The sequence below is a fragment of the Micrococcaceae bacterium Sec5.7 genome (assembly GCA_039636785.1).
Lineage (GTDB): Bacteria > Actinomycetota > Actinomycetes > Actinomycetales > Micrococcaceae > Arthrobacter.
The window spans coordinates 33,923-60,729 of record CP144170.1 but is presented as its reverse complement, the minus strand read 5'-3'; the positions used below and the strand labels follow the sequence as shown (position 1 = coordinate 60,729).

27 protein-coding genes are annotated in these 26,807 nt (G+C 61.2%); 15 read left to right on the top strand and 12 right to left on the bottom strand.

All coding sequences use genetic code 11. The features are described from left to right. The 4 genes from V3C33_20920 to V3C33_20905 form a co-directional block, all read right to left on the bottom strand. Positions 1-894, bottom strand: coding sequence for a ParA family protein (locus V3C33_20920; GenBank protein ID XAS69897.1), 894 nt, complete (start codon positions 892-894; stop codon positions 1-3). Between the two features lie 492 nt (positions 895-1,386). Further along, complete coding sequence (locus V3C33_20915; protein ID XAS69896.1) at positions 1,387-1,818, bottom strand: type II toxin-antitoxin system VapC family toxin; 432 nt, start codon at positions 1,816-1,818, stop codon at positions 1,387-1,389. After that, positions 1,818-2,105: a hypothetical protein gene (locus V3C33_20910; protein ID XAS69895.1), complete on the bottom strand. Its 288-nt coding sequence runs from the start codon at positions 2,103-2,105 to the stop codon at positions 1,818-1,820. Before V3C33_20910 ends, V3C33_20915 begins: the two co-directional genes overlap by 1 nt. Positions 2,106-2,229: 124 nt before the next feature. Continuing rightward, positions 2,230-2,985, bottom strand: coding sequence for a hypothetical protein (locus tag V3C33_20905; protein ID XAS69894.1), 756 nt, complete (start codon positions 2,983-2,985; stop codon positions 2,230-2,232). A 296-nt stretch (positions 2,986-3,281) separates the two neighbouring features. Between V3C33_20905 and V3C33_20900 the strand changes: the two genes are divergently transcribed. From V3C33_20900 to V3C33_20865, 8 genes are read left to right on the top strand one after another with little or no spacing between them, the layout of a single operon-like run. Further along, positions 3,282-3,506: a hypothetical protein gene (locus V3C33_20900; GenBank protein XAS69893.1), complete on the top strand. Its 225-nt coding sequence runs from the start codon at positions 3,282-3,284 to the stop codon at positions 3,504-3,506. Then, positions 3,506-4,516 (top strand): conjugal transfer protein, encoded by a 1,011-nt coding sequence (locus tag V3C33_20895; protein XAS69892.1) that lies wholly within the window; start codon positions 3,506-3,508, stop codon positions 4,514-4,516. The genes V3C33_20900 and V3C33_20895 overlap by 1 nt, the downstream gene beginning before the upstream one ends. A 7-nt stretch (positions 4,517-4,523) precedes the next feature. Next, entirely contained in the window at positions 4,524-4,868 is a 345-nt protein-coding gene (locus V3C33_20890; GenBank protein ID XAS69891.1) for a hypothetical protein, read from the top strand. A 5-nt stretch (positions 4,869-4,873) separates the two neighbouring features. Then, positions 4,874-5,431, top strand: a complete 558-nt coding sequence (locus V3C33_20885; protein XAS69890.1) for a hypothetical protein — start codon at positions 4,874-4,876, stop codon at positions 5,429-5,431. A 9-nt stretch (positions 5,432-5,440) separates the two neighbouring features. Next, complete coding sequence (locus V3C33_20880; GenBank protein XAS69889.1) at positions 5,441-7,930, top strand: ATP-binding protein; 2,490 nt, start codon at positions 5,441-5,443, stop codon at positions 7,928-7,930. Next, on the top strand, positions 7,927-9,867 hold the full coding sequence (locus tag V3C33_20875) for a hypothetical protein (GenBank protein XAS69888.1): 1,941 nt from the start codon (positions 7,927-7,929) through the stop codon (positions 9,865-9,867). Before V3C33_20880 ends, V3C33_20875 begins: the two co-directional genes overlap by 4 nt. Positions 9,868-9,879: 12 nt before the next feature. After that, complete coding sequence (locus V3C33_20870) at positions 9,880-11,451, top strand: peptidoglycan DD-metalloendopeptidase family protein (GenBank protein XAS69887.1); 1,572 nt, start codon at positions 9,880-9,882, stop codon at positions 11,449-11,451. 18 nt (positions 11,452-11,469) lie between these two features. Further along, a complete protein-coding gene (locus V3C33_20865) occupies positions 11,470-12,174 on the top strand; it encodes a hypothetical protein (protein ID XAS69886.1) in 705 nt (234 codons plus the stop codon). 771 nt (positions 12,175-12,945) lie between these two features. Here the strand turns inward: V3C33_20865 and V3C33_20860 are convergent. Then, positions 12,946-13,125, bottom strand: coding sequence for a hypothetical protein (locus V3C33_20860; GenBank protein ID XAS69885.1), 180 nt, complete (start codon positions 13,123-13,125; stop codon positions 12,946-12,948). Between the two features lie 101 nt (positions 13,126-13,226). Here V3C33_20860 and V3C33_20855 point away from each other — a divergent pair, with 101 nt between their 5' ends. Beyond that, on the top strand, positions 13,227-16,310 hold the full coding sequence (locus V3C33_20855; GenBank protein ID XAS69884.1) for a Tn3 family transposase: 3,084 nt from the start codon (positions 13,227-13,229) through the stop codon (positions 16,308-16,310). 19 nt (positions 16,311-16,329) lie between these two features. Here V3C33_20855 and V3C33_20850 read toward each other — a convergent pair whose 3' ends face one another. Further along, positions 16,330-16,908 carry a recombinase family protein gene (locus V3C33_20850; protein ID XAS69883.1) on the bottom strand — a complete coding sequence of 193 codons (579 nt, stop codon included), beginning with the start codon at positions 16,906-16,908 and terminating at the stop codon, positions 16,330-16,332. Positions 16,909-17,174: 266 nt separating this feature from the next. After that, positions 17,175-17,987 carry an NAD(P)H-binding protein gene (locus tag V3C33_20845; protein ID XAS69882.1) on the bottom strand — a complete coding sequence of 271 codons (813 nt, stop codon included), beginning with the start codon at positions 17,985-17,987 and terminating at the stop codon, positions 17,175-17,177. Positions 17,988-18,069: 82 nt separating this feature from the next. On the opposite strand from V3C33_20845, the gene V3C33_20840 reads away from it, so the two are divergent. Further along, positions 18,070-18,483 carry a helix-turn-helix domain-containing protein gene (locus V3C33_20840; GenBank protein ID XAS69881.1) on the top strand — a complete coding sequence of 138 codons (414 nt, stop codon included), beginning with the start codon at positions 18,070-18,072 and terminating at the stop codon, positions 18,481-18,483. Positions 18,484-18,694: 211 nt separating this feature from the next. Here the strand turns inward: V3C33_20840 and V3C33_20835 are convergent, their stop codons facing one another. Next, complete coding sequence (locus tag V3C33_20835) at positions 18,695-19,252, bottom strand: ABATE domain-containing protein (GenBank protein XAS69880.1); 558 nt, start codon at positions 19,250-19,252, stop codon at positions 18,695-18,697. Between the two features lie 79 nt (positions 19,253-19,331). Between V3C33_20835 and V3C33_20830 the strand changes: the two genes are divergently transcribed. The 5 genes from V3C33_20830 to V3C33_20810 all read left to right on the top strand — a co-directional run bounded on the left by V3C33_20830 (position 19,332) and on the right by V3C33_20810 (position 24,872). Continuing rightward, positions 19,332-19,874, top strand: a complete 543-nt coding sequence (locus tag V3C33_20830) for an HPP family protein (protein ID XAS69879.1) — start codon at positions 19,332-19,334, stop codon at positions 19,872-19,874. A 15-nt stretch (positions 19,875-19,889) separates the two neighbouring features. Next, positions 19,890-20,426 (top strand): DinB family protein, encoded by a 537-nt coding sequence (locus V3C33_20825; protein XAS69878.1) that lies wholly within the window; start codon positions 19,890-19,892, stop codon positions 20,424-20,426. Between the two features lie 449 nt (positions 20,427-20,875). Then, positions 20,876-21,274: a cupin domain-containing protein gene (locus tag V3C33_20820; protein ID XAS69877.1), complete on the top strand. Its 399-nt coding sequence runs from the start codon at positions 20,876-20,878 to the stop codon at positions 21,272-21,274. A 3-nt stretch (positions 21,275-21,277) separates the two neighbouring features. After that, complete coding sequence (locus tag V3C33_20815; GenBank protein ID XAS69876.1) at positions 21,278-23,200, top strand: FAD/NAD(P)-binding protein; 1,923 nt, start codon at positions 21,278-21,280, stop codon at positions 23,198-23,200. A 157-nt stretch (positions 23,201-23,357) separates the two neighbouring features. Then, entirely contained in the window at positions 23,358-24,872 is a 1,515-nt protein-coding gene (locus V3C33_20810; GenBank protein ID XAS69875.1) for an acyl-CoA synthetase, read from the top strand. Positions 24,873-25,012: 140 nt separating this feature from the next. On the opposite strand, the gene V3C33_20805 is transcribed toward V3C33_20810, so the two are convergent. From V3C33_20805 to V3C33_20790, 4 genes are all read right to left on the bottom strand, one after another. After that, entirely contained in the window at positions 25,013-25,375 is a 363-nt protein-coding gene (locus V3C33_20805; protein ID XAS69874.1) for a ribbon-helix-helix protein, CopG family, read from the bottom strand. Next, the gene (locus V3C33_20800; GenBank protein ID XAS69873.1) at positions 25,372-25,650 is read right to left on the bottom strand and encodes a hypothetical protein; all 279 of its coding nucleotides are present in this window, start codon (positions 25,648-25,650) and stop codon (positions 25,372-25,374) included. Before V3C33_20800 ends, V3C33_20805 begins: the two co-directional genes overlap by 4 nt. A gap of 255 nt (positions 25,651-25,905) precedes the next feature. Continuing rightward, positions 25,906-26,166, bottom strand: coding sequence for a hypothetical protein (locus tag V3C33_20795; protein ID XAS69872.1), 261 nt, complete (start codon positions 26,164-26,166; stop codon positions 25,906-25,908). Between the two features lie 195 nt (positions 26,167-26,361). After that, the gene (locus V3C33_20790) at positions 26,362-26,544 is read right to left on the bottom strand and encodes a hypothetical protein (protein XAS69871.1); all 183 of its coding nucleotides are present in this window, start codon (positions 26,542-26,544) and stop codon (positions 26,362-26,364) included. Positions 26,545-26,807 lie beyond the last annotated feature (263 nt).

The following is a 26,807-nucleotide window of genomic DNA, read 5'->3' as shown; positions in this document are numbered from 1 at the left end:
TCAGTTTGCTCCTGCTTCAAGTGCTTCTTCCTGGCTCTTCATGTGGTCGACGATTTCGGTCGCGAGAGACATGTAGTCCTCTGCGAGGGATCCGGCAGATCCGGCGAGTGTGGGCCCGGATGACTTTCCGTTGCGCAGCCGTTCCCAGAAGGGCCCCTGGTTGGCGACTTCTGCTGCGAGCTCGTGCGCAGCCTCCCCGCGGAATGAGGCATCGGCATCGGCTGCGACAACGTTCCGAATCTTTGCGCTGAAGGTAGGGGCGATGCCGGCGAGCCTCTCGCCCAGGATGTCGCGGGGGCGCTTCTCAACCCGTGTCGCGCCTGTGGGGACGCCGAAGAGGATGACGCCCAGCAGCTGGATGTAGGGGTTTACGGACTGGACCCGGGAGATGCGGTCTGCGAGGCTCTCCAGGCCCTTGATGGACTTGGGTTCCGGCCGCAGGGGGGCAAGGATCCATCGGGAGGCGAGCATCGCCTCTTCGACGTAGACGTACCCGGCTGACGAGGGGGGCGTGTCGATGAGGATGATGTCGTATTCCGGGGCGATCTTAGCGATGGCGCGTGCGACGCATCCTTTGAGCTTCCCGCCGCGAAGGGAATCGCCGTGGACAGCGTCCATAAGCTGATCGGTGAATGTGCCTCCGGGCAAGACGTCCAGATTGGCACGGATCCCTCGGATTGGCTCCGGGGCCCTCCCGTAGATGGCTGCGGAGTGGAGAGCCGCTCCCCCGTCGTCCTTGTCAGTTTCATCGAAGCCCAAGTTGTTGGCCACGTTGCCCTGGGAGTCCAGATCGACGATGAGGACCTTGTAATCGGCTTGAGCGAGCAGGGTGCCGATATTCGTCGTAACGGACGTCTTACCCACTCCCCCCTTGCCGTTGGTTATAACGATCACGCGCCGCAACCTGAACAAGTCATCCTCAGTAAGGATCGATGCAGGTGCGGTATTGGCAGGAGGTATCAGAGAGTTGGTTGTCGAGTCCATAACGCGCACACTACCCCCTTGCTAGATATTGTGCAAGTACAGGCAAGGTATATGGCCAATATTGGCAGTATGTAGTGGGCATATGGACAAGGAATACCTAGAACATAAGCAGTGCGTATCTAATGTGTGGTGAATACAGAGGACATGCATTCTCGAAATGTCGACTTGATAACTCCAATGAGCTGGTGACGAATGCACAACACATCTTGAAGGCACAATGACTGCATGGTGAACGCATGGTGAATGCATCTTGTCTATGCATGCACAACATGGCGACTGCACATTGCTCATGCGTAGAGGGGTGAGAGTAAGGCCGTGCCCAGCGCCGTCAAGGGTTAACCAGAAGCATCCCCAAGCGTGTGTGGTTGGAGTGGTGCCTCGGGTGGACGGTAGGGAGGGGGTCTATCCGATGACCGCCCGGAAGGGGTACCTGGCGGACGAGTTCGGATCCTGCTGGAGTTGGTGCAGGACGCTCGTCATGTTCTTGTCCGATGTCAGGATCACAGACGCAGCTGCTGCGGAAGCAACATGGATGGCGTCAAGGGACTTGATGTGGAAAGGGATCTCCATGGCGCGTTCGAGGACGTCATCCGTGATGGGCATGACCGTGATCTCGTTCAGAAAACTGCCCACATCTTTGGCCAGTGCCTTATTGCCATCCCTGATGGCTACCCGAGTGGTCTCCAGGTGTGTCAGCTTGCTGGTGCACAACTGGTCCCAAAGCGAGCCCTGGTCCAGATAATCCAGGAGGGGCTGGCGGGAGGGGTGCTGTGGGGTGAGGAGGCGGATAAGGGAAGAGGTGTCGATGTAGCATCCAGCGCTGGTGAGCGGCATTAGTAGCGTTCTCCTTCACGCATCTCATCCAGCGTGTGTGTGGAGTCGATTTTGACCGTGGATCCCATGACCACATCCCGGGCAGCTGAACGGGGGGAAGTGACTGCGCGGTGAATCTCTTCTACCGCTTCGTGGTTCCTCAAGGTGGATGCCGGAACGATGTAGGCCACAACGGCGCCATCCCGGCCGTAGGTCACGGGGATTACGTCACCTTCCCGCACCTGGCGAAGAATCTCGCTGGAGGAGTGGTTAAATTCCCGACTCGTAATGCTCTTCTTGATCCTCACGCGAGGGCCTCCGTTCTGATACACCCCAGTGTACTACTGTAGTACGTCTCCCGGAACGGGTGGCAGATCTGGCGTGCGGTGAGGCTCGGTGACGCCAGTCTTTGGTGGTGGGGGAGTCGGTGGCTTACCAGCCTGCTTCGGTGATTTCTGTCCGGACGGCTTCGACAAGTTTGCTGCGGATCCGCGACGCCTTTTTCCTCAGGGCTTCTGCGCTGAGAGCGTGGTCTTCCATGAGGTCCTGCCTTGAGTTGGGGATGTCTCCGGCCAGGTAGTACCGGGTGAGCAGAACTACTTCGTCGCGTGTCAGCACTCCTGCCGACAGTGACCAGGCGAGAACTTCGGCCAGGTCTTCCTCTGTGCGGTTTGATGCGCTTTGCAGCTGCTGTTCGGCGGCTGCATCGTGCCAATCTTCCAGGGGGCATTCGACGGGCCGCCGGCTGCTCTTGACGTGACCGTTGACGATGCCCAGGGCTTCCATGGCGAGGGAGAAGATGAGGGACTTCCTGCGGGCCAGCGGGTGGGTGAGAATCGCTTCCCACAGTGCGGTGATGTAGATGCCCATTGCATCGTCCATGGAGTAGAGACGCAGCTGGCGTGAGCTGGCAACCACTTTGATGGCTTTCGGCACCAGGAGCTTGATCAGCGCCAGCTGGGCGAGCGCATCACCGGCCTGCGCTGCCGTCAGGAACTCATGAATGACTTCGTCACGCTTTTCTCCGCTGATCGGCTCCCACCAGTACTTCCGCAGCTCCTCGAGGGGGACGTTGCCAAGAGCCGGGTAGGCGCCTTTGGGGGACCGGGGTGCGTACTCCGCGAACGTGGCTTCGACGGAGTCGACGCTGGGGTGCCAGGGGAGCTGGGTGAATACGGCGGTAGGCATTGGGTGTCTCCTTCGTAGGTCCGGATGTCGCGCCTCTCGCGTGCGCGGTTCTCTAGGACCAGAGAAGGAAACTGCCCCTTGCTGGACTGCTTGCTGATTCATTTGGTGGGGCAATGTCACCGGCCGGAATTTGTCCGGTGATGGCCCTTGCTGTGGCTGGAATTCGGTGTAAACACGGGGATCCGGACGCCCGGGCGTGAAGGAAAAAGAAAAGTTCGCTGCAGCTGTCCGGTTTGGCCTTAAGCGGGCCCCTCTTGTTGGTAAGCACACCCCAACCAGGAGACGAAGGGCCGACCATGACTACTGAATTGAGCAGTTTCACAGAGGACGAAGACGCAGCGGATCTTACGGACGTTGCGACCTCTTTTGCCGTCCATGGCGAGTTGACCAAGCGGCTTGCCGAGGTGCACAGCCAGCCGTTTGATGCCACGGCACAGCAGCGGCTGCGGAAGTACCTGACTTCACCCCGGCTCGAATCCGGCAACAAGGCAGCGCATCGGTTGAAGAGGGGCGTGGCCTGATGAGGATCCAGAACAAGGGCAAGGCGCCGGTCAGCCGGTCGCCGGCCGAGGCGAAGCCCAAGCGCTGGAGTCTGAATCTGACCTCGGGGAAGCGGCCGGAAACCAATCCGTGGACGAAGGGCCAGGCGTTGTCCACCAAGGCCATCGCTCTGGGTTGCTGGGCGGCCCTGGTGATTTGGCCTCTGATTCTGGTGGCCGTGACCGGTGGGTTTACTCCGACAGCCCAGGCGAAGCCGGTGAAAGCTACGCAGACGGCGTCGACGGTTGACCAGAGCGCCGGGTCGATGGCTCAGGCCTACATTGCTGCCTGGCTCACTGCCACCAGGAACAACTCTGCAGGTTTGGACTCCTACACGGATATCGGTGGGATCTCGCTGCCGGAGAAGGGATTCGAATACCGGAACCTGGCGGTGGCTTCGATCGGCCAGAAGTCATCGGACGGAGTCGTTCAGGTTCAGATTGCCGCTGAGGTTCGGGAGGCCTCCAAGGCGCAGGACGGGCAGGTTGTTTCGACGTGGCCGCAGCGCTACTTCCAGGTGCGTCTGCGGGTCACGCCGGAAGGTATCAAACCAGTGGGACTGCCTCTGGTCGTGACGTCGCCGCTGCTCCGTCCCGAAGTATCAAGTGGCTTCAGCCAGAACGTGGCGGCCGCGGATCCTCTTGCCCAGTCGATTACCAGCTTCCTTCAGGCCTACTTGGCCGGAACGGGTGACATTACCCGGTACCTGGCCCCTGGGACTGCGATCACTGCAGTCAGCCCGGCGCCCTTCACCGGCGTGAAACCCCTGCAGTTCAGAGCTTCCACACCTCCAGTCCAGGCGCCGGAAGACGGTGCCTCAATTCGGACGCTGACAACAGTTCAGCTCCTCGGAGTGGAAGGCCAGCAGCTCACTGCCGAATACTCCCTGGTCCTTGAGGCCAGGGCCGGCCGCTGGGAGGTCACTGAACTGACCACGACAGACCCGGCTGCCACCGCACCAACGTCAACACCCTCACCCACCAGAAAGTAGGAAAACCATGTTCTTCACCACCGAAGCTCTTATCGTCAAAACCTCCGTTAGCGCCGCATCAGATAACGGATTCTGGGGCCTGGTCAACGGCCAGATCGCTGAAGCCAATGGAGCGCTCGTTGGCGCGTCATGGATCGCCGCCATCGTGATCGTGCTGGGAGTGGCCTACAAGACCAAGGCCATCATGGCGACTGCTATCGCCGCGGTCATCGGCGCTGCGTTGATCTTCCTGGTCAGCGGCGGGCTGGGAGTGTTCTCCACCAAGATTGACGAGACCATCGCTACAGGCGTCCCCACGTCGATCTCGAACGTCGCGGCGTCCCTTCCGGATCGTCCTGGTTCTGGAGTCTGATTGCGATGAGCGAGAACGAAGAGCATGAGATCGTCCGGTTTTACAGGACAAGTAAGTATCCGCTGATGATGGGCCGTCTCCCGGACGGCACCAAGATTTTCGGCGGACCTTACACAGCGGCCCAGGGCATTACCGGGGCCGCAATGATCATGCTCGCTCTCTTTACGTGGGGGATGTGGGCCAGTTTTGGCCTCATCGGAAACCTCGTCACCTTGGTCGTGGTTGTGCTGGTGCCCGTCCATCTGGCCGGGATGATCCGGACGAAAAACAGGAACCCCGTCATGATCGCGGCGGGCGCTCTCGGGGCCTGGAGCGCACCATCCGGCGGCAAGCTCGCCAATGCGTCTCTGAAGTTCCGTAAGCCCCACTACGTTTCAGGCCTGACCATCGTCAGTGACCATCACATTGACCTGCCGAAGGTACCGCAACAACACCTTGATTCGCACCCGGCCGCTCAGGCGCCGGCACTAGCTCCAGCCGTTATCGAACCGGTGAGTGACCGGGAAAACCGTGCAGTGACTGCCATTGAACGCCTGATGGCTCAGTCGAGCAGCCAGAAGTAGGAGTACAGAATGCGAACACCGGCAACCGCCATGAGAAAGAACCTGATGTTTACCCGTTCCGGCACGGTGTGGGCTTCCTTCCGGCTCCAGCCGGTTCCGTACGGCTATTGCCCGGTCAAGATCAAGAAGACGGTCAAGGCTCTGCACCAGGCGCTGTTCCAGGCGTTTGAAGGGGAAGCGCTCCTGTCCGGCCTCACTGCTGATGTGGATCCTGCCTCCGTTGTGGAGCAGATGATCGAGGGCGTTGATCTAGAGGCCAACCCTTCGTGGGCAGATGAGGTGCTGGAGACACTGAATGCTCTGGAAGACATCCGGCTGGGTACTCGGGCATTCTGGCTTTCGGTTCCGCTGCAGGTTGGTCCAAAAGAATCCCTTCAGCAAGCGATAGGTGTCTTTCAGCACGAATTCGCTGAGATGCTCGCACTTCCTCAGATCGTCCCGTCGGCCAAGATGATCGATTCGTATCAGCAAAAAGCCGATCAAATCGAGAAGCTCATCCCGTCAGTGTTCAAGCCCAGGAAGGCAACGCCGGCAGAGCACATCTGGATGGGTATTCACCATGAGCAGCGCGGCCTGGGGGCAGACGGACGGGTGCCGACATCCACTCTCGGCGGCGATGTGACTGAGGAGATCATCCAGATGGGATCGTCCATACCCAACCCTTGGTTGGATGAGGCCGGGCAGAGCGACGTGGGGGAGGGCAAGATCAGGAACCCCTTCGAGCGCAGGTACCTCAAGGTGGCCGCGTCGGATACGCCGTCCTACCAGGTGCTGCAGGCCGTATCGGCAACACCCAAGGGGGGAATGATGTTCCCCGGCACGGAATGGCTGTACCTGGCTGATTCCCTTCCCCTGGACGTCGACTTTGTACTCCGCCTGACAATCACAGGCGCTGACATTGCAAAAAGGCAGAACACCAAAGCAGAAGCGACTCTGGCGGATCAGTACTGGCAGCGCACCGACGAGGGTATTACCGGATCAAGCTCAGAACTGGACGCGGTCGCCCGGGATCTTTCGGCGTTTCAATCCGCTCTCAACCGTTCTGACAAGGAAACCAAGGTTCAGATGACAGCGATCTTCGCTGTCGGCGCCCGAACGGCTCAAGAAGCCAAAGATCTTGCTGATCAGGTCGCTAGGTTCTATTCCTCCATGGAGCTGGTCCTGGAAGCTCCACTGGGCGGACAGGAAGAGCTGTGGTGGGGGATGCAGGTAGGGATCCCCACCTCCCGCCAGGTACGCGAATATGCGCAGCTGACAACGGGACGGGATCTTGCAGGCGCAATTCCTCTCGCATCAACAGAACTCGGTGCCACCAAGGGAAGCCTTGTCGCGATGAACATCTCCACCGAACGCCAGACACCTGTGCTCCTGGACATCGGGGGATCCATGATCGGAAACAAGTCAGGTTCATTTGGGGTTTGCGCCGAGCTGGGCGCGGGAAAATCCTTCTTCCTCAAAAAACAAGCCGGCGACGTCATCGACAGAAACGGCTCCATATTCGTCATAGACCGATCCGGAACGATGGAATGGGCCCACTTCGGGGCTTCGGTAACCGACTGCATTTCGCTGGAAATCGCCAACCCCCAGTACTCCCTGGACCCGCTGAGGATCTTCGGTGCCCTGACCGGCGCTTCCATGGTCGAGACAGTGTTCACCACCTTGCTGAACATTGCCCCGACCGATGACATGGGGATCATCCTTTCCGAAGTCATGGACAAGGATTACCTCCTTCAGGAAGGCATCGAATCTCTCGGAGGTGTCCTCAAACACCTCAGCACTGACTGCCAGCTTGATGGAGCCAAAGAGCTGGCCAGGCGGATGAATGCCTTCGCCAGGAAAAAACTCGGGAAAGTACTCTTCGACGGGACCCTGCCGCCGCTGCCGCTAGACGCCAAGGGCATCGTCATGTGCACGAGGGGCACCGAACTTCCCAGCGCTGCGGAACTGGGTAACGCCCACCTGTTCGCCCAGCTGTCCGTGGAGAAGATCTTCGGCCGAAGCCTGTACGCACTCATGGCCCGCATCGGCAAGGAGTTTTGTTTCAGGGACGTCAGCCAGCTGTCCTTGTTCATCGTCGACGAAGCCCACCACATCACCCTCTCAACGGAAGGCATCTACGTTGTCGAGACCTTCGTCAGGGAAGGACGTAAACACAAGGCAGCCATCGGACTGGGCAGCCATGACGCCCAGGAGGATTTCGGCAACGAAGTCGTCCGTGGTCTCATCCCGGTGCGCATCGTCATGAGGCACACCGACCGCAACCTTGCCATCCGCGCCTTGGACTGGCTCGGGCTGGACTCAACTGATGAAGATCTGGTTGAGCTTGTCACAACCGATCTGTCACCGATGGATGAAAACAACAAGGTCCTGCCCGGGAGGGAAGGCGAAGGACTCATGCGGGACGCCGCCCAGCGATACGGCAAGCTGCAGATCCTGCGCCCGGCACGGGATGAGCGTTACCAGGCGATCCTCTCCACTCCCGATGCGGATGCCGCGTGAGCAGAGCTGCAGCCTATGTCCTGGCCAGGCCGCTGCTACTTCGGGTCATCACCGCACTGTGCCTGGTGACAGCCCTGTTGATCCTGGCAGCTCCGGAAGCCCATGCGGAGGATCCGCAAAACCCCGACGCCAACCAGCTGGGCGGTGTCCAGGACTCTCATGGCGTGCCGGCGGAGAAGTACAAAGTGCTTCCGTTCGACCGCGGGGGCATGGACAACATGTCGAAAATGGCCATCGGAATCTATGTGGACATCCTGTGGCCTTTTCTGACCGACTCCCTGAACTTCGTTATGTGGTTTTTTAAGTGGCTGCTTTCCTTCGAATGGGTAACTGTTGTCACCTCACCTTTGGAAGGCTTCGCCGTCACCGTCCAGACGCTCTTTGGTGGCCTGAACTGGATTCCGTTCGCCCTTGCCCTCAGCGGCCTGGTCTACGGCTGGCAGATCGCCAAGGGAAGGTACTCCCACGGGTCCATCAACCTGGTCACGACTGCGATCGTGGCGGCTTTGCTCACGGGGATCCTGGCGAACCCGGCCACGACCATCCTGGGTGAAAACGGATGGCTCAAAAAGTCGATAAACGGCGGTGGCCAGGTGGCGGTGGCCATTGCCACGGATGGGGCTAACCAGACGGCCGCAGGTCTCACCGCCCAGGACGTGATCGACCAGTCCTTCAATCAGCAGCTGACCGATATTTTCATGAGGGAGCCGGCGATGTACGTCAGCTTCGGGAAGAAGCTCACGGGCGAATGCGAGTCAGTTTTCGACACCAAGATGAAGGAAGTCAAAACCGGGGATTCGGGGGATAACCGCGTCCGGGATGCGGTCGCTGCCTGCGATCCTGAGGCGAAATTCTTCATCGAGCATCCCTCAGGGCAGATCAACGTCCTCGGCGGCGTGATGCTCAGCATGTTGCTCCTGGTCATCATGGCGATGGTCCTGGGCCTCGTACTGATCGCCACCGTGGTGTATCTGGGATTCCGGGTCATCAAGCTCATACCCTCCGGCTACGCTGCCTTGCTGCCAGGGGAGGAGCGAGGCGGATTCTGGCAGGATCTCGCGGCCGTGGCAGCGTCCCTGGCCATGATGGTGGCTTCCCTGGCCGTTCTGGTTCTCTACCTGAGGTTCGTCATCGAGATCATGAACGCCCTGGACAGCCTCGGCCCCAACAAGTTCGTCCTGCTCGGATTTCTGTACATCGGCGGGGCGGTGTTGATCTTCTCATTCCGGAAGAGGCTGCTCGCCTGGGGTAACAAGGTGGCGGCCAAGATGTCCTCCTTCATGGGGGCAAAGAACAGTGGCGCCTCTCAGCCGGTCAACGGACGCCAGGTCATCAAGGGCACGCAGCAGGCAGTCCGGACGGCGCAATCGATCAAGACCTCGAATGCTCTGTCCAGTCAAGCGAAGGGCGGTGGTCTCAGTACAGCGGTATCCGGTGCCGGTGTAGCGGGGACCGCAGCCAGCAAGGCTGTGAAAACGGCAGGCGGCCCCAAACTGCAAAAGGTACTGAGCGCAGCGTCGAAAGTCCCGGGCCTGGCCCCGGTCGCCAAGGGCGTCCAGGTCGCAACCGTTGTCATACCCAAGGCCCAGGCCTTCGCAGAAAAAGCTAAGGAAGCAACGCGGCGGGTCACGCATGAACCGACCCGACGCACGGCCCGGAACGAAAGTCTCCGCCAGAAAGTCTCCAAAGCCGATGAGCAGCTGGAGCGGAAGAAGGAACGGATCCACACGAAGCTGGATGCCGTCGACAACCGGCAATCACAGGGCCGGCACATCAGCCGCCCCCGGCTGGAAGCCAAGGAATCGCAGCTGCGCGAAAAGCTGGCAGCCCAGCAATCCTCTGACCGGGCTGAGAAGCTCAGGGCCCGGCTCGCCAAAGGCACCCAGCAGGCCAACAGATACGAAGAGCGGGCCGCGGCCCGCAGGGCCAACGGCTGAGCCTGTCAAAGCATGGACAAGACAAACAAGAAAGCTCTCGTCGCCGGCATTCTCGCCCTGGTCCTGATCCTGGCCGGCTGCGTCGCCTCGTTGCCGGTCATTCTGGTCGGTGCCGTGCTGAGCAAGAGCAGCGGCTCAGGCACGGACATCTGCACCATCGGCGGATCGATCAGCGCAGGCGGCTGGACCAACCCGGTTGAGGGCCCGCTGACTTCCCCGTATGGGCCCAGGCCTGCGCCGGTCGCCGGAGCAGGGTCATTCCATAACGGACAGGACATTGCACCGCCGGATGGCACGCCCTTCCTTTCCGCCTCCGGGGGAACCGTCGTGGCAGCCTACGGAAACGGCGACACCAACCCCGGAGGAGACACCGGCAACGGCATCATCATCGACGCCGGCGATGGCGTGCAGATCTGGTACTGGCACGCCCAGGACGGATCCACGAAAGTGCGCAAGGGCGACAAAGTCCGCGCAGGCCAGCCCCTGGCAAACGTCGGGAGCACGGGAATGTCCTCCGGACCACACTTGCACTTTGAGGTCCATGTCAACGGGGCGATCGTGGATCCCGTTGCCTTCATGAAATCCAGGGGAGTCACCCTCGGGAGCAACGGATCCGGACCTGGCACCGTCACCGTCGGCCAGCCCGAGGAACCCGCGCCGGCAGCCCAGACGGGATTCACCGGCACGACGACAGCAGGAATCACCATCGAGCTGAACGCAACCAAGCTTGGCTACGCCGAGCGGGCGGTCAAAGCAGGACGGGCCGCAGGCGTCAACGAAAAAGGCGTCCTCGTATTCCTGATGACGGCACTGCAGGAGTCCAACTTCAGAATGTATGCGAACGCCTCCGTGCCGGAATCGCTCAGCGTGGCTCACGACGCCGTCGGCTCTGATCATGACTCAGTGGGCCTGGTCCAGCAGCGCCCCTCACAAGGCTGGGGGACCGTGGCGGATCTGATGAATCCGGAAGAGTCAGCGCTGAAGTTTTGGGGGATCCACGATTCCCCAGGCAACTGGCCGCCCGGCCTGCTGCAGATTCCTGGATGGGAACAACTGAGCCTCAACGACGCGGCCCAGGCCGTCCAGCGCTCGGGAGTCCCCGATGCCTACAGCAAATGGGAGCCTGTTGCGCGGGCCTTGCTGGCCCGGCTTGGCGGCGGCGGCAACACCGGGTGCACCCCCGGCCAGGACTTCGGCGCCGGTAAGCCGCTGCCCGGGGCTGACTCATCAGCAAGGGGCAAAATCATTGCTGCTGCCCGTGAGGGCCTGGGCGGGAGCTATGTCTGGGGCGGAACCGACTTCAAAGCCTGGGACTGCTCCGGCTATGTCCTGTGGGCGCTGAGCAAGGCCGGCATCCAGGGGATCCCGCGCACGGAGCAATGGGAGGTGGGTAAGAAAACCACCAACCCGCAGCCTGGAGATCTTGTCGTTCAGATCCCCGATGGAACCAACCATTGGTCCCATGTAGGGATCTACGCCGGCGACGGAATGATGTACAGCGCACTGAACCCCTCAGCCGGCACACTGCTGCACCCCGTTGATTGGAACCCCGGCAGCGAATACTTCACCTTCATCGACGGCTGATCTTGAAAGGCAATCCCCGTGACAAAGAAAACCATCATCATCGTGGCCGTGCTGGCCATAGCCATCGCCTTCATGATCATCGGTGCCGTATCCAAGGCCAGCACCCCGCCGGCAGAAGAGCCGCCGGCCACTGCGGTGGAAAGCCCGGCATCGGATGCTGCGCCGGCTACCCCGGCCACACCGCGCAAGGATCCCAACCTTTCCCAGGACCTGCTTCCCACCGATGAGGCGGCAGTCCTGGGAACCGTCCAGAGCTTCATCCTGGCCTACACCGGCCAACGCTGGGACGATTCCACCGCCGTCTCCTGGGTGGAACGGGCCACCAGGTTCACGACCGCAACCTATGGCTCCGAGCTGCGATCCATGTACGGCCAGGAGGGAAGCGATCGTGGATGGAATGAGATCGTGCAGGCGCGAATCGTGCGCCAGGCCATCATCGATGATCTGGAAATCGTGCAAAGCCAGGACCTCAGCAAGGGGTTGGTGACAGTGCTGGCAAGGTACCGGATCAGCACTGCAGCTGAGGGGGCAGTGCCGGAATCCTTCGAGCCCTTCACCAAAATGGTGATCGTGCAGAAGGCAGCTGCAGGCTGGGAGGTTGCCGCTTTCACCGCTCCCGTTTCGGGCTCGGTCCCGGAACTCCCGCGTCCGGTGTTGACTCCGGCCAATCCACCGACGATTGATGATTATGTCCACGACGACCACGCTGAGCACTCAGAGTAGATAACACCGGGTCAGGATCCCGGGGAGCTTCAAAAGGAGATGGGTGGGCGGATCATTCCGCCAACCCATTCTTTGTTGCGCCGTGCATGTCCCGGGCAGGAGAACGCTGATGGGTGGGGCTATCCGGTGCATGGAACCTGCCCGGCATGGTCAGTGCAAAGACCAGGTGAGTGCAGCGCATGATCTGTTCCGGCTGCCGGCAGGGACCACGGCATGGTTTCTGAGATGCCCGTGACCGGGCGGAAAAGGCGCGGTGGGTGAGCCGAGGGAAAGGCGTCCAGGTAAGTGAAGGACAGCCTGGTGGGCTCTGAAAGGCTCAATTGTCCTGTCTCAGATAACTTGAGGCAGCGAGTGTCTGAATCGAGGGGTTGCCCCAACTTGAATGAGACAAATTGAGGTTGGTTGTCTCATCCAAGTTGGGGCAGATCGAAGAATGACCCTATCGTCTGGCGTAGCTGTGCGGTTCGTTTAGTGTTGGTGGTTTTCAGGGGCCAGGCCCGCTGCCGTAGCGCCGACGAGTGCGCATGGACAACCTCCCAAGAGGCTGCTGATCCGCTGAAAGCGCTCAACCTTGGGCTGTTGCACTCCCATGCTTCACTTGGAACCCGAGGGCCGGGCCCTTGTGAATCCGGATATGTCGGTCTGAGGCCCCACCGCCCCCGCAGAGGTCAGCTATCTGCCGAACAGTCAGGCCCTGCAGATGCATCAAATCCACTCGGGATGAAGAGATCTGGAGAAGTGCATAGCTCCTGAGGCGCCGCAAAGTGTGTGCTATTCATTCCCTTGCTTCATGGCCAAACCAACGATCAGCAAGGCGATACCTAGTACTGCAAGCATCAAGGAGAAAACGGTCGGCATTAGAAGCGCAGGAGTGCAAATCGGACCACCAATGCCGCGGAACCAAGCCGATCCACAAACAGGTTCAAAGTTTCCAAAGACGAGTGCGGGCATGATGCCAATGAGGATACGGGGGTCGAGGACCATTCCGCGGAAAAGTAGCGCTAAGGATCAAACCGATCGCAACGATTGCTAGCGTCGATCGTTGAGAGAGCATGGCTGGTGAATATTTAACGGCTGCCGAAGAGGCGGCGTACGGACGGTATGCGCTAGAAGCTCCGGAACAGTCGGTGTTGGATCGGTTTTTCTTCCTCGATGACTTGGATCGCGAGCTGGTGGCGAAGCGGAGGGGTGACCACAACCGGCTCGGGTTCGGACTCCAGCTTGTGACCGTTCGTCATCTGGGTGCATTCCTGGATGATCCCGTGGATGTTCCAACCGCTGTCGTCGATTTTGTTGCGGTGCAGGTAGGCGTGGCCGATCCGTCGTGTGTGAAGCGGTACATGGAACGGAAGCAGACTCGGTTCGAGCACCAGTGGGAGATCGCCGAGGTATACGGTTTCGTCACTTACGCCTCGATCGAAACGGAGCTGTTGGAGTGGGTGGACCGGCAGGCGTGGACCAGTGACGCAGGGCCGAAGACGCTGTTTTTCGCGGCGGTGGCCTGGCTACGCGGGCGCCGCGTGCTGTTGCCGGGAGTAAGCACCCTCCGAGATCAGGTGGCCGGCGTCAGGAAGAAGGCCGAATCCCGGTTACATGATGCTCTTGCTGCGGTGGTGACAAGTGATCAGGCAGCGGCACTCGATAGGGTGCTTCTGGTCCCTGGACAGGGGCGGCGGTCCCAATTGGATTTGTGGCGTCATCCGCCACGCAGGGATCCATCGGGTCGGTCGATGATGAAGGCGCTGGACCGGGTGTCCGAAATCGCGGCCCTGCGTCTGGGAGAGATCGATATTGCGGGTACGGGCGTTTCCAAGCGGCGAATGTTGCAGTTGGCCAGGTCCGGAATGAACGAAAAAGCGCCGAAACTGGCCCGGCATCCGGACAGCATGCGAACCGCGACCTTGCTGGCCACGCTGACATGGCTTGAAACGAAAGCCACCGATGACGCCCTGGAACTCTTCGATGCGCTCATGGCCAATGAGCTGTTCGGGCGGGCGGCGAAGTCCGCTGACAAGGAGACGGTGAGGCGTTACCCCCGTGTGGCCAGAGACGCGGCGCTGGTGAAGTCCGTGGTGGAGGTGTTGTTCGAGGCCGAAGAGCTGGGCGAGAACATTCCACTGGGCATGGTGTGGGAAATGATCGAAAAGGCAGTGGGATCCAGGGCGAAGATCCGGGCGGCTGTAGAGGGACTGGCGCAAATCACCCCACCACCGCAGGCCGGGTCGGACGGGGCATGGCGGGCCACGGTCCTGGAGAGGTACAACTCGGTAAGAGGGTTCGTGAAAATGCTGTGCCAAAGCATCAGATTCGGCGCCACCACCGACGCACAGCGGGTCCTGCGGGCCATGGAGGATCTCGTACAGCTGCTCGAGGTGAAGGAGACGGCACGGGTTCCCAAGGGATACCTCGATGCCCGCAAGGTGGATGTGCAGCTCGTCCCGTCAGGCTGGTGGCAGAAACTGGTCTTTGCCAAGGACCGGCCGGAAGGCACGGTTGACCGCAATGCCTATGTTTTCTGCGTGCTGGAGCTCTTCCACGCCGGTCTCAAGCACCGCGACATCTTCGCGCTGACCTCCGAACGGTTCTGCGATCCCCGGGCCAAGCTACTGTCGGGTCCTGCGTGGGAGGCCGCCAAGGGGCCGGCACTGGGGGCGCTGTTGCTCCCGGAAAGTCCGGACGCTCTGCTGGCCGAACATGCGGAGGACTTGGACGCGGCATGGCGTGCAACCGCAGGCGGCATGGTCGCCAATACCGATATCACCGTTGACACGGGAGGCAGGCTGCACCTCGGCAAGGACGAGGCCCTGGTCGAACGCCCGAGCCTGCTCGACCTGCGCAGACGCCTGTCCGGCATGATCCCGCAGGTTGACCTTTCCGAGCAGATCCTGGAAGTGATGGAATGGCAACCGGCGTTCGCCGCCTCGTTCACGGCCGTGTCCGGTGCCAGGACAAGACTTGCTGATCTCCATGTTTCGGTCGCGGCCCTGCTGACGGCGCACGCACTGAATGTCGGGCTCTCCCCGGTGACCGGCGAAGTGGCTGCCCTGACCGCCGGCCGGCTGGCGCATGTCGACCAGCATTACCTGCGTCCGGAGACCTACGCCGCAGCGAACACCGTACTCATCGACGCCCAGGCCGGACTTACCCTCCCTCAGGCCTGGGGCGGGGGGATGGTCGCCGCGGTCGACGGGATGCGGTTCCTCGTGCCCGTACGGACCATCGATGCCCGGCCTAACCCGAAATACTTCCACCGCAAGAAAGGTGTGACCTGGCTGAACATGATTTCTGACCAGTCCGTGGGGTTGTCCGGCAAGGTTGTCTCCGGGACACCGAAAGATACCCTCCACTTCGTGGATCTCGTCATCAGCCCCGACAGCGGTCAACGCCCGGAGGTGCTGATCACCGACCAAGGGTCATACTCGGACATCGTGTTCGGCCTCGTTACTCTCCTCGGCTTTGACTACAGGCCCGTATTGGCCGATCTGCCGGACGCAAAGCTGTGGCGTATCAAAGCCGGCGCAGACTACGGCGCTCTGGACAAGACCGCCCGGGGCAGGATCGATGTGGGGAAGATCCGCCGCCACTGGCCCGATATCCTGCGCGTGGTTGCTTCCGTGCATACCCGGGAAGTCTCCGCCCACGACGTCATCCGCATTCTCCAGCGTGACGGCCGTCCCACCGACCTTGGCGAAGCTCTCGCTCATTACGGTCGCATCTTCAAAACGCTCCACGTCCTGACATTCGTCGATGACCCCCAATATCGGCGGGAGATGAAGGGCATGCGAAACCTTCAGGAGGGCCGCCATGCCCTGGCCCGGCACATCTTCCACGGGCGCAAAGGCGAACTGCACCGGGCCTACCGCGAGGGACAGGAAGACCAGCTCGGCGCTTTAGGCCTTGTGCTGAACTGCGTGACACTTTGGAACACGGTCTATCTCGACCGGGCACTGGAGACGCTGCGGGCACAGGGCCACCCGATTGCCGAGGAAGACGTGGCCCGGCTATCGGCATACCTGCGCCGGCACATCAACGTCCACGGGCACTACTCGTTCCAGCTCCCCGACTTCGGCGGGTCGTGGCGGGCATTCCGTGACCCTGAAAGCAGTGATGCCGGAAACGGACCCGACCAAGGGTAGCCGGGATAGAGAACCCCGGCTACCCCTTCTGGGTCTCGAAATGACGGTAGATTGTGGGTCTCGTGACACCGAACTCGGCCGCGATTGCCGACACGGTGTGAACCCGCTTGCCGTCGGTGCCGGTTTCTTCATACATTTCCCGGGCGATCTTCACCTGCCGGGGAGTGAGCTTCGGCTTCTGGCCGCCGGTCCGCCCCCGGGCGCGGGCGGCGGCGAGCCCGTCGCGGGTCCGTTCGGACATCAGGGCGTGTTCGAACTCGGCGATCGAGCCGAGGATCTGGAAGAACATCCGCCCGGTGGCGGTGGATGTGTCGATGCCCTGGTCAAGGACGACGAGGTCAACACCGCGCTCCTGCAGGGTGTTGGACAAGTCGATGAGGTTTTCCAACGACCGGCCGAGCCGGTCGAGTTTGGTGACGACGAGCTGATCGCCTGCCCGGTTGGCCGAGAGCAGGGCCTTGTCGAGTTCGGGTCTGCGGGCGAGCTTTCCGGAGGCCGTATCGAGGAAGACCTGCTGGCAGCCGGCCGCGGTCAGGGCATCGTGTTGGGCTTCGGGGTGCTGATCCCGGGTTGAAACCCGTCCGTATCCGATTCGCATATCGGAAACGTATCACTAACCCGGTAGAACGTTACATAGGCGAGTACACGGCAAGTGTTACAAAATGAGCTCCGTGTTTCCGTGCCTTTTCGAACATGCCCTGGGGTGTCTTGCGAACGATCGTTACCGGACTGCGGACGGTCCTCGACGAACGGTCGTGGCTGTATCTGCCGGTGTGTGGTTGGGGTCGTACGCTGACGTGCACTCGTCTAAAAACTGACGCGAGACATCCTTGCTGACCGCCCCCCTGGCAGAACAGTCAATTGCTACTGCCATTGTCCCTGGGCGGCAGCAGCAGCAACGGTCAGCGGGTTCCGTGGGGCCCGCCCGAGAAGCTGGGTGATGTCTTGGGTGGTTTCGTCAAGGAATCCGTGGGCGACAGCGGTGTGTATGGATAGCAGCATGGCTGGTTGGAACGGCAGAAGCCCTGCGGTGTTCAAGGCGCTGCGGAGGTCCGCGAGTGTGCCGGGCTTGTAGGCTGCTCCCAATTCCTCTGCGACGTCCAACGCGGAGATCGCCTCCGTGCCGACGAGGTTGTACGTTCGTCCGGCGTGTGCCCGTGGATCCTGTGCGACGAATGATGCCGCCTCAGCCAGGTCCTGACGGGCGATCGCCGCAACACTGCCGGGGCCGAACGGCGCCGTGATTGTGCCCGCTTCAGGTGTGAGGAGTTGTCCGATCAGTTCCGCATAGAGGCCGTTCCGTAGGATCGTCCAGGGAACGGTGCCCTGCTGCAGACGTCGTTCGGTCCAGCGGTGGGCCAGGGCAAATCCCAGGTGGTCGCCGCCGTCGGCCACGCTCGTGTAGATGATGTGCTGAACGTTGCTGCGTTCGGCGGCGGTGACGGCGTTTTCGTGCCGGGCAATTACGACGTCGTCCTCGGCCGTTCCGGCGGAGACAATGACAAGGGTGCCGACACCACCAAAGTCGAGGGTGTCTGGATCATCGAAGTTGAGCAGGCGCTGGCGCGGGTCGTCGCCCGGCGTGCGGGTACCGCCTACCGCATCGACTCCGGCTTCTTTGAGATGGTGGAGGATTGCCTGGGCGAGCTGGCCCGAGGCCCCGGTAACGAGAATCATAGACTGGCTTCTTCCGCTGGTTCTTTTCAGTAACTAGACCCATCTTCAGTAACGTTGGGCAATGCCACAAGGAGGCACTTTCGTGTTAGGCAGTCACACCGGGGTAACCGCTGCCCTGGAACCGTGCGGCAGCACCGACCACCCGGACTGCGGCATCCGCGACGTCCTCGACCGGATCGGGGACAAGTGGTCAGTCCTGGTCATCGTCGAACTGGCCTCCGGCGTGCGGCGCTTCCGGGAACTGCAGAGAGCCATCGACGGGATTTCCCAACGGATGTTGACGCTGACCGTCAGGCGCCTTGAACGTGACGGTCTGCTCACCCGGACCGTTTACCCCACGGTCCCAGCGCAAGTCACCTACGAACTCACCGCCCGCGGCAGCGGCCTCACCCATTTGGTCAAGCAGCTCGCAGACTGGTCATTGGCAAATAAACATGCCATTGGACGATCGCGGGACCTCTACGACGAGGAAAACCCGGACCACGCGATCCGGTAGCTAACGAATGGAATGACCGCTCAGGGTTCCCCCTTTTGGAACGCGGCCTTGAGGCGAATGGGAGAGCCCGACGAGGAGGCGGAAGTCCCCGCAATTAGGACATGAAACACCTCGTTGCCCAGGCATACCAGGTACACGAATACCTGCCTTGCAGCGTTGAATCAAGGTCAGGAGTGGTTCGAGCGGCTGCCAGCAGGGTTCCTTTATGGCTTCAACTCCGTTGGTGTCGGGCGACACGGGCCCTGTTGCCGCAGCTTGTGCTGCACCACCGTCGCCGCTCTGTGGTGGGAATGAAGTACATGATGCATCCTGGGGCTTGGCATGCATGAACTCCTGCGGCCCTTCCCGCGAGCAGGGAGACAGCGTCCTCAGCGATCAGCGTGATCGCTTTTGTCCCGAAATCGAATTCAGACCAGTCATAACGGATCTCGAGGTTAGGCGAGAGCGCCACGAGCCGGTGGGCCCGCGCTGCGTTGTCCGACACAGTCTGGGCGTCGTCTGGGTCAATTTGATGGTCATTCAGCAGGGCATCCAAGGCGTGTCTGATCGCTGCCCGCAGTCCGCGGATGTGGTTCAGGTCCTCGTCATCGAGCTTCCCTGGCTGACCGGCGGGTGCGAGGTCTTCTGCTCGCTGTGCGCACCAGTCCTGCAACAGCTCCGGGGAATTGATCGAGTCAACCAGACGCCCGCGGGTTCCTCCTTGGATGTAGGTGCTGTTCACCAGATCCAGGGCCAGCCGTTGTCCGGTGACGAGCTGCTGTTGGGTCATGTCTTCATTCTTCCACCTTCAGAACCGCTCTGCTAACGTTCTAATTGTTTTAGAACATTAGTAACCTCAGGAGAAAATTATGCCCGCTACAAGTCCTCCCCTAGCAACCGCCTCAGCCGTCGATCCTCCCAAGCCCCGTTCACGCTGGTCCTCCAAAGCCCCTGGCCGGCTTCCGGCGGCAACCCTCCTTGTAGCGACCCTTACCAGCGTGGCTGCCCTGGTCTGCCTCGTGCTGCTAGGTGTGCTGTCGGGCCACCTCCTGCTCATCCCTCCGATGGCCGCGTCCATGGCACTCGTGGCCGGAGCCCCTCAATTGCCCCTCTCCCAGCCCCGGAACGTCATCGGGGGTCAGGTCGTTTCCGCCCTGGTCGGTGTCGGCGCGGGACTGGTCAGCCATTCGATCTGGGCGGCCGCGATTGCCGGCGGTGTGGCCATCGGGGCGATGTTGCTGTTGAGGATGCCTCATTCACCGGCGGCCGCCACCGCAGTCATCGCTACCATGGCCACGACGGGACAAGTGTCTTTTGTGGTGTGCGCCGGCATCGCCGCGTGCATCCTCGTGGGGTTTGGAATCCTCCGGTCTCAGCTACGCGGAGCCACCTACCCGACCTATTGGATCTGACAAGGAGACCGGCAGATGACCACCGCAGAGACACCGACATGGGGCCAGCGGACTTTCGGGTCCCCGTGCCGCGAGTGTGAATACACATGGGATCGCACGTTCGACACGATCGTAACTTCTATAGGCGCCTATCCAGACGCCGTCGATCAGCAGGCCCGCTTATTGGAAGGGCAGTGGCGCTTCGACCCGCAGGCATGGTCAGCCACCGAGTACGTATGCCATGTCGCAGACTCCCTGCGAACATGGGCTGAACGCATGGCCGGGGTCGTAGCCACTGGAACGACCGATGTTGACAGCTTCTCCCCGGACGCTTTGGCCATCGCGCGACGTTATGGCGCCTCAACTCTGGCAGGAGCGCTGTGGGCTCTGCGAAAGGCCAGCCAGGAGTGGGTCGAATCATTTTCCTCAGTGAGCGATCCGCACTCAATCCTGATCCACCGGGTCCGTGGACCACAAAGTGTTCTCGAAATTGCCCGTGGCAACGAACATGATGCCCTGCACCATCTTTGGGACCTCCGCCGTATCCAGGAAGCTCAAACCGCTAACGACTGACCTCACCGGCAGGCCCTCCCTCACACCGAGTGATCGTGGAGGGCCTGCCCTTCCGCGTCAGGCAACAGAGCGGTAACCCGCCGGCCCTGTACCGGCGGACGTCCGCATTGCCACCCGAGGGTCTGCGCCAACGGCGAGCATCACTGGCGGCCAGAGACGCCCCCTACCGCCAACACTGCGACGCGTAACGCTCTGTTCCCGAATCCAAGACATTGTTGACGGCACCCTGCGCCCTGCTTAGTCCGTTGGCAAATTCAATTTACAAGTGGGCATTTCTTTCTGCCGCATATTGTCTCTTCTAAAGTTGCGTTCTCCTTGGCAGAAAACCATTTTTGTAGTAGATGCTTTTCGTTATTCCTTTGTTTGCTTCCAACGTGGATTCTTTCGAGGGTGACCGAGCGGGCCCCACTAGCGGGGTCCGCCACATCGAATGCACTTGGGGGATCTTCATGGCACGTGTAGATGTCATCGACAATGTTTTGCGCAGCGGTTTCGACATGAACGAAATCGATTGGGAGCCTTGGGTCGAGCCCGGCCGCAAGCAGGTGGACCGGCACATGCTCTGGGCCCCCTCCGAAGAGGACCCCTCCGTCGGCTTGCTCGTGCGCTTCCCTGCGGGGGCTCACGGAGACTTCCACCAGCATCTGGGTTACGAGCTGATGCTCGTCTTGGATGGCATCATCGAGCACAGCGACGGGCGTTCGTGGCCCAAAGGGACACTGATCGTGGAGGAGCCGGGCACCTACCACTCCATGTCCTCGAAGGAAGGCTGCACCTTCCTAGCGATCCGCACTCACCCGACACAGCCGAGCACCCCGGTTCCCCCGCACGAGCAGAACGAGGGCTGACCCATGGGGGATGTCGCGATCGCTGCCCGAGAGACCCAACCAGACCAGGCCGCCGTGGATGATTATGTGGTCGTCATCATCGGTGGCGGGCCGCGGGGCCTGTCGGTTCTCGAGCGCTTGCTCTCGAACAGCGAAGATGCCGACCGCTTAGACATGACGATCTGGTTGGTCGACGGCACGTGGCCGGGCGCCGGACGGATCTGGGACCCGCGGCAATCGCGGCATCTTCTCATGAACACCCCGGCCCGAGAGGTCACTATCTTCTCTGGCAGCCCCGACGCTGGTCCGACACGGGCTGGTCATGGTCCCTCACTTGAGCGGTGGTTGTCCTCTAAGGGGTTACCGCAGTCCGATGCAGGTTACGAGCCGCGGTTTATCTATGGACAGTACCTCGATGACGCCTGCACGGAGATAGTGCGTCATGCCCCGGATCACATCTCAGTGGAGCTGTGCACTGACACCTGCGTCGATTTGCGCCCTATGGCAGGTCGGGGGACCGAGCGGACCGGTGGGTACGTGGTGAACTTGGCCTCCGGTGAGCGGATCCTCGCCGACTCTGTTGTCTTGGCCACCGGGCACAGCGTGGCCAAGGATACCGAGATCGCCCCAGGGGTTCGTTTGGACTCTCGGCGGGTGATTGTCGGGGATTCTGCGGCCAGTCTGAGCCTTTCCGATATTCGGGGCGGGGAGCGAGTGCTGGCGCTGGGCCTGGGCCTGTCCTTCCACGACATCACGGCGTTGCTGACGGTCGCGCGCCGTGGCGAGTTTATCGAAGATGACCATGGCGGCCTGCGCTACCTTAGGTCTGGAGAGGAGCCACAGATCATCGGCTACTCACGGTCTGCCACACCGATCCTGGCACGCGGGGTGAACCAGAAGTCGGCCGACCACCAGTATTCGCCAGTCATCTGCACGGCAGAACGCATGTTGGCCTTGCGCGGCAGCGGGCCTCTGAACTTCGACCGGGATGTCCTGGACGTAATGCTTGCCGAAGCCGACATGGTTCACACTGCTGTGCGACTCGAACAGCTGCATGGGCCCGAGTCCCGGGCGGTCTTCCTGGAACAGTGCCGGCATGTGGCCGGTGGTGACAGCCCCCGGCAGGCTGTCCGCAATGCGGCGATCACTGCGGGCATTGAGGACCCATTCCAGATCGATCTCCACGCTCTGTCTCGACCATTCATGGGTCGCACATTCAAGACGACCCGGCAGTGGAACGCCGAGTTGCGGGCCTTCCTTGAGAACGATATCCGAGAAGCACTAGGTGGCAACCTGAGCAACCCCCTCAAAGCTGCGTTGGACACGCTCCGCGATCTTCGAGGCCCTGCGCGCCTGGTCGTGGAAGACGGACGTCTTGAGGCGGACAGCTACGAGCGGGAATTCCGCGGCCGATTCACCGCCATGTACGGCTTGCTCGTGGCCGGGCCCCCAGTGCGCAGACTCCAAGAGCTTATAGCACTGATGGATGCCGGAATCGTGCGGATTGCCCCACCCGGATCCTCTTTGCACGAAACCGATCACGGGGACCTGCTCATCGACTCGCCCACCCACACTCACCCGTTGCGGATGGACCGAATCATCGATGCACGTGTTCCGAAGTACAGCTTGGCCGGCTCCACCTCGTCCCTCTACCCCTCATTGCTGGCCCAAGGAATGATTCGGCGGTGGGTTTACCCTTCCGGCCCGACCCGCACGGAGCAGGAGTGCATCGATGTCTCTCATGAATCCGGTAACGTCCGTGGCACTACCGGATGTCTCATCCCAAACCTGTACGGGATCGGCATCCCCACCGAGGGAGTCAACTGGTTCACGCAGATCGGCAACGGTCGCCCCGGAGTCTTCGGCGGCTTCTTCCAGAACGCCGATCGCATCGCCACCACAATCCTGCAGACCGTAGCAGCCAGGAGCATCGACCATGCCCGCTAAGAATTGGAACTCCGGCAGGAGTACCCCTGCATCTGTCGAGTTTTTAACCGCTCGTTACGCCCTAGTTCAGAACTACGACGATTACGATGCCGCTCTCACTTCCTTCCGTTGGCCAGGGTGCGAGGATGGGTTTAACTGGGCACTGGAATACTTCGACATGTTCTCAGCACGCAACCGCCAACCGGCGCTCATCGCCCCCTGGGACCACACCAAAACCGAGTATGTCGAGACCTCCTACGAGACCATGTCGATCCTCTCGGACGACCTGGCCGTCGGACTCAGCGAGCTTCACGGTTGTCTGGCCGGTCGACGCGTGGTCGTCCAAATGGAGCAGACCGCACAGCTCTGGATTGTCCTGCTGGCCCTATTGAAGGTCCAGGCCGTGTGTGTGCCCATCCACCCTGGTCTGCACGGCGAAGGGCTGTCCTACAGGGCCGACGCAGCAGGGGCCTCCCTTGTGATCGTCGACGAGGTCCACCCCAATCACGAGGTCCTGGACGCCTTTGTCCTTCCCGTCTCTGAGATCGCCAGCTATTCGTATCCGTTCGCCGACGGCAATTACGCTGCGGCCGTGAACAGCCAGCGGGGTACGGCACTGCGAGAGTTCATTCCCGCTTCGCCGACGTCGGCTGATGCGGAGGCATTCGGCGTCTTCACTTCTGGCACCACTGGTCACCCCAAGCTGGTTCTGCATAGCCACCGTTCCCACAGCATCGCTCATTTGGCATCGCTGTACTGGAACCAACTTCGGGCCGGTGAACGTCACCTCAACATGAGCTCCCCTGGGTGGGCAAAGTTCTTCTGGAGCAGCTTTCTGGTCCCACTCACTTCCGGAGTAACACTCGTCGCCCCACCCCCTGAGGATCGGATCCCGGAGCTAGGTTCCTTCCTTAAAGAGAACCAAGTCGACACACTCTGTGCCCCGGCGAACATTCTTCGCCGCATCCGCACCTCCGCCGGATCACGGCCGTCCAAGCTCCGGGACGTGACCACGGTGGGGGAAGCACTCGGAAACCACACCGCTACACGCTTCACCGACGACTGGGGCATCCGCGTGCGCGAGGGATTTGGCCAGTCAGAGGCCACTGCCATCCTTGGCGAGTTCCCAGCCGCTACTCAGGTAGGCCCCGGACTCAGGTTGCTTCCCGGATACCAGATCGAGCTCAGGCACGAGCCGGGCGAGCCTGCAGCCCGCCTCTACTACCGCGGTGCATCTTCGCCTAGCTTCTTGCGATACATCACCGACCACGGTGAGCGAGTCATGGAGACGACCCCCGACGGCCTGCAGTGGTCCGGTGACTACGCCGAACGGAGGTCCGACGGCAGCTTCGTTCTGCTTGGGAGGGGGGACGATGTCTTCAAGACCTTCGGGGTGCTCGTCGCGCCGGCCCAGATTGAGTCGGTCCTAGAACACCATCCGGCTGTCCTGGAGAGCGCAGTGATCGGACGAGCTGACCCGGTCGGTGGCTACGTACCGCACGCGTACGTGGTGCTACGCGAGCCCAAGACCCCGAGCACTTCAGGTCCCGCGGCCCCCACAGACGCGACGGCGATCATGGACTGGGCCAATCAGCAACTGGACCCCGGGATTCGCCTCATGCAATGCAAGGTTGTCGACCGGCTGCCCAAGTCGATTAACGGAAAGACCCAACGCTCAATGATCCCTGTATGAGTTATTCCGATTTCCTCGGGCGGTGTGGACTCAGGCAGTGTTAAGCCCTGACCGGAAGCCCTTAGTTGGATATTCGACTTTTTCCCAGGTCGGCGGGGTGGGGGTGAATCCAGATTCAGCCCCGATTCACGGGGCCGGCCTCAGGAGGCTTTAGCCAGGTATTCGCGCAGGGCTTCGCGCAGTACCTCGCTTGGCTTGCGGTGTTCCTGCTCTGACCGGGCGAGCAACTGGGCATCCATATCTTCGGGCAGTCGGACGGAGCGTGAGGGGGAGGTTCCCTTCTTGCTGAGGGATGGCTTTCCTACAGCCCGCCGTACAGCCTCGGGGGAGCCCAGGGCGGTTTCCAGCAGTGCCCTGCCCGCTTCGGGGCCGGTGGCTTTGGTGATGCGGGCACCGGGTGCGATGTCGGCGGTTTCCGCCCAGGATGCGAGGGCGTCATAGCGGGCCTGTTCCTGCGGGTCCAGTTCCTCTGTATGGCCGCCCTTGGCCTTCTTCGTGTTCATTCTGTGGTTCCCCTTTCTGCGATGTCGAGTATGTTGCGGCGTGCTTCCATGACGTGGAAAACAAGGATGTCGTTCGGCGGTGTGATGACCGCCATGACTTCCAGCATCATGCGCCGGTCGCGGGTCGGACCGATAAAGAGATCCGGACGGGCCCCGGTGTCCACCCGGGGTTCGTCGAACTGTTCAACGTGGTAGATCTGGTGGAGGATCGCATTCAGTGCATCCTCACGGTCTATGCCGTGCTTGTCTGCGCTGTCTGTCCACCTGATTGCCATAATGATATTGTCGCACAATATTAGCTAATATTGCAAGACAATATTAGCCTCAGCATCGGGGAAATTATCGAGTCAGGGAGCCGTTCTGGACGGCTTCCGCTGGCCGCCGGTTGGTCCTTTAGGTCAACTTCGGCATTCAGCTGGGATGCCGAATTTGACCTACAGGACCTACCGCGGCACACGTTTTGCGGATACTCTGGCGCAGGGGAATTCGTGGCAGAGATCGTGCTTGCAGGTGGAAAAGGGACGCTGAGCCTACATGCCGGCGGGACCCTTCACTTGATCTGGGTGCCCGGTTCCATTCTTCAGGCCGAAGACGTTGCGGAATCTGTGCTCGCTGTGGAGGCTCTCAGCGCTGGCCGGAAGCGACCATTGTTGATCGAAATCATCGACGTCAACCTGACTGTCGAAGCGTGTAACCACTACCGGGACACCCGGTTCGTTTCTTCCGTCGCCATGGTCGGGACGATGAATATTGACCGGGTCGTTGCCGCTTGGGTACAGCGAGGCCAGCACAGTCTCCAAAAGTTTTTCACGTCGCGTCCGGCCGCGGTGGCATGGCTGGAGGATCTCTCAGTTTCCGAAATGGACCACCAAGTCCCGGCCTGATTCTTCCGGACACCGGCAAGGTAGGTTCCTGCACCGCGCAAGCAAAATCTTAGCGTTGGATATTTCACTTTTTCACAAGCCGCCCCATGTTAGCGACGCTCGCTAGAGTCCCAGGCCGGGACCGCGCAGGTTCTCAGTCTGCGTCCGTTGCTGTTCGCGCTGGGCGCGTTCGGCCATGAGCCGCGATTGCCGCTGGGCCTCGGTTTCGGGTTTCTTCTCCGCCGGTGCCTGCTCTGCCGTCTTCTTGGCCTGCTGCTCAGCGACAAGCTTCTGCAGCCGGGTCATGACGCGCGGCTTCTCCACCTGTGCGGGTGTCGGGGGTCGGGGACCAATGCGCGGGAAACTGGCGCTAAGGCTGGTGGGAGTGCCCGGTAACCTTCTGCACTTGAAACGTTTCCGCAGGTCAGAGCTGTAAAGCATGCCGTGTCCGGGCCAATGCAACGTCTACGGATGTTTAGGTGACTGCTCGCGCTGAACAGGGCAAACTCCCCATCGCGGTCCAGGGAAAGCCGCGCCAGCGTGGTCATCTTGATCCTTAGCGCTACTTT

Bases quoted from the DNA above. Each gene is read 5' to 3' on its own strand.
- V3C33_20915 (XAS69896.1), bottom strand. From the start codon at position 1,818: ATGCCGCTCACCAGCGCTGGATGCTACATCGACACCTCTTCCCTTATC.
- V3C33_20905 (XAS69894.1), bottom strand. From the start codon at position 2,985: ATGCCTACCGCCGTATTCACCCAGCTCCCCTGGCACCCCAGCGTCGAC.
- V3C33_20900 (XAS69893.1), top strand. From the start codon at position 3,282: ATGACTACTGAATTGAGCAGTTTCACAGAGGACGAAGACGCAGCGGAT.
- V3C33_20895 (XAS69892.1), top strand. From the start codon at position 3,506: ATGAGGATCCAGAACAAGGGCAAGGCGCCGGTCAGCCGGTCGCCGGCC.
- V3C33_20890 (XAS69891.1), top strand. From the start codon at position 4,524: ATGTTCTTCACCACCGAAGCTCTTATCGTCAAAACCTCCGTTAGCGCC.
- V3C33_20885 (XAS69890.1), top strand. From the start codon at position 4,874: ATGAGCGAGAACGAAGAGCATGAGATCGTCCGGTTTTACAGGACAAGT.
- V3C33_20880 (XAS69889.1), top strand. From the start codon at position 5,441: ATGCGAACACCGGCAACCGCCATGAGAAAGAACCTGATGTTTACCCGT.
- V3C33_20870 (XAS69887.1), top strand. From the start codon at position 9,880: ATGGACAAGACAAACAAGAAAGCTCTCGTCGCCGGCATTCTCGCCCTG.
- V3C33_20860 (XAS69885.1), bottom strand. From the start codon at position 13,125: ATGCCCGCACTCGTCTTTGGAAACTTTGAACCTGTTTGTGGATCGGCT.
- V3C33_20855 (XAS69884.1), top strand. From the start codon at position 13,227: ATGGCTGGTGAATATTTAACGGCTGCCGAAGAGGCGGCGTACGGACGG.
- V3C33_20850 (XAS69883.1), bottom strand. From the start codon at position 16,908: ATGCGAATCGGATACGGACGGGTTTCAACCCGGGATCAGCACCCCGAA.
- V3C33_20845 (XAS69882.1), bottom strand. From the start codon at position 17,987: ATGATTCTCGTTACCGGGGCCTCGGGCCAGCTCGCCCAGGCAATCCTC.
- V3C33_20835 (XAS69880.1), bottom strand. From the start codon at position 19,252: ATGACCCAACAGCAGCTCGTCACCGGACAACGGCTGGCCCTGGATCTG.
- V3C33_20830 (XAS69879.1), top strand. From the start codon at position 19,332: ATGCCCGCTACAAGTCCTCCCCTAGCAACCGCCTCAGCCGTCGATCCT.
- V3C33_20825 (XAS69878.1), top strand. From the start codon at position 19,890: ATGACCACCGCAGAGACACCGACATGGGGCCAGCGGACTTTCGGGTCC.
- V3C33_20820 (XAS69877.1), top strand. From the start codon at position 20,876: ATGGCACGTGTAGATGTCATCGACAATGTTTTGCGCAGCGGTTTCGAC.
- V3C33_20815 (XAS69876.1), top strand. From the start codon at position 21,278: ATGGGGGATGTCGCGATCGCTGCCCGAGAGACCCAACCAGACCAGGCC.
- V3C33_20810 (XAS69875.1), top strand. From the start codon at position 23,358: ATGTTCTCAGCACGCAACCGCCAACCGGCGCTCATCGCCCCCTGGGAC.
- V3C33_20805 (XAS69874.1), bottom strand. From the start codon at position 25,375: ATGAACACGAAGAAGGCCAAGGGCGGCCATACAGAGGAACTGGACCCG.
- V3C33_20800 (XAS69873.1), bottom strand. From the start codon at position 25,650: ATGGCAATCAGGTGGACAGACAGCGCAGACAAGCACGGCATAGACCGT.
- V3C33_20790 (XAS69871.1), bottom strand. From the start codon at position 26,544: ATGACCCGGCTGCAGAAGCTTGTCGCTGAGCAGCAGGCCAAGAAGACG.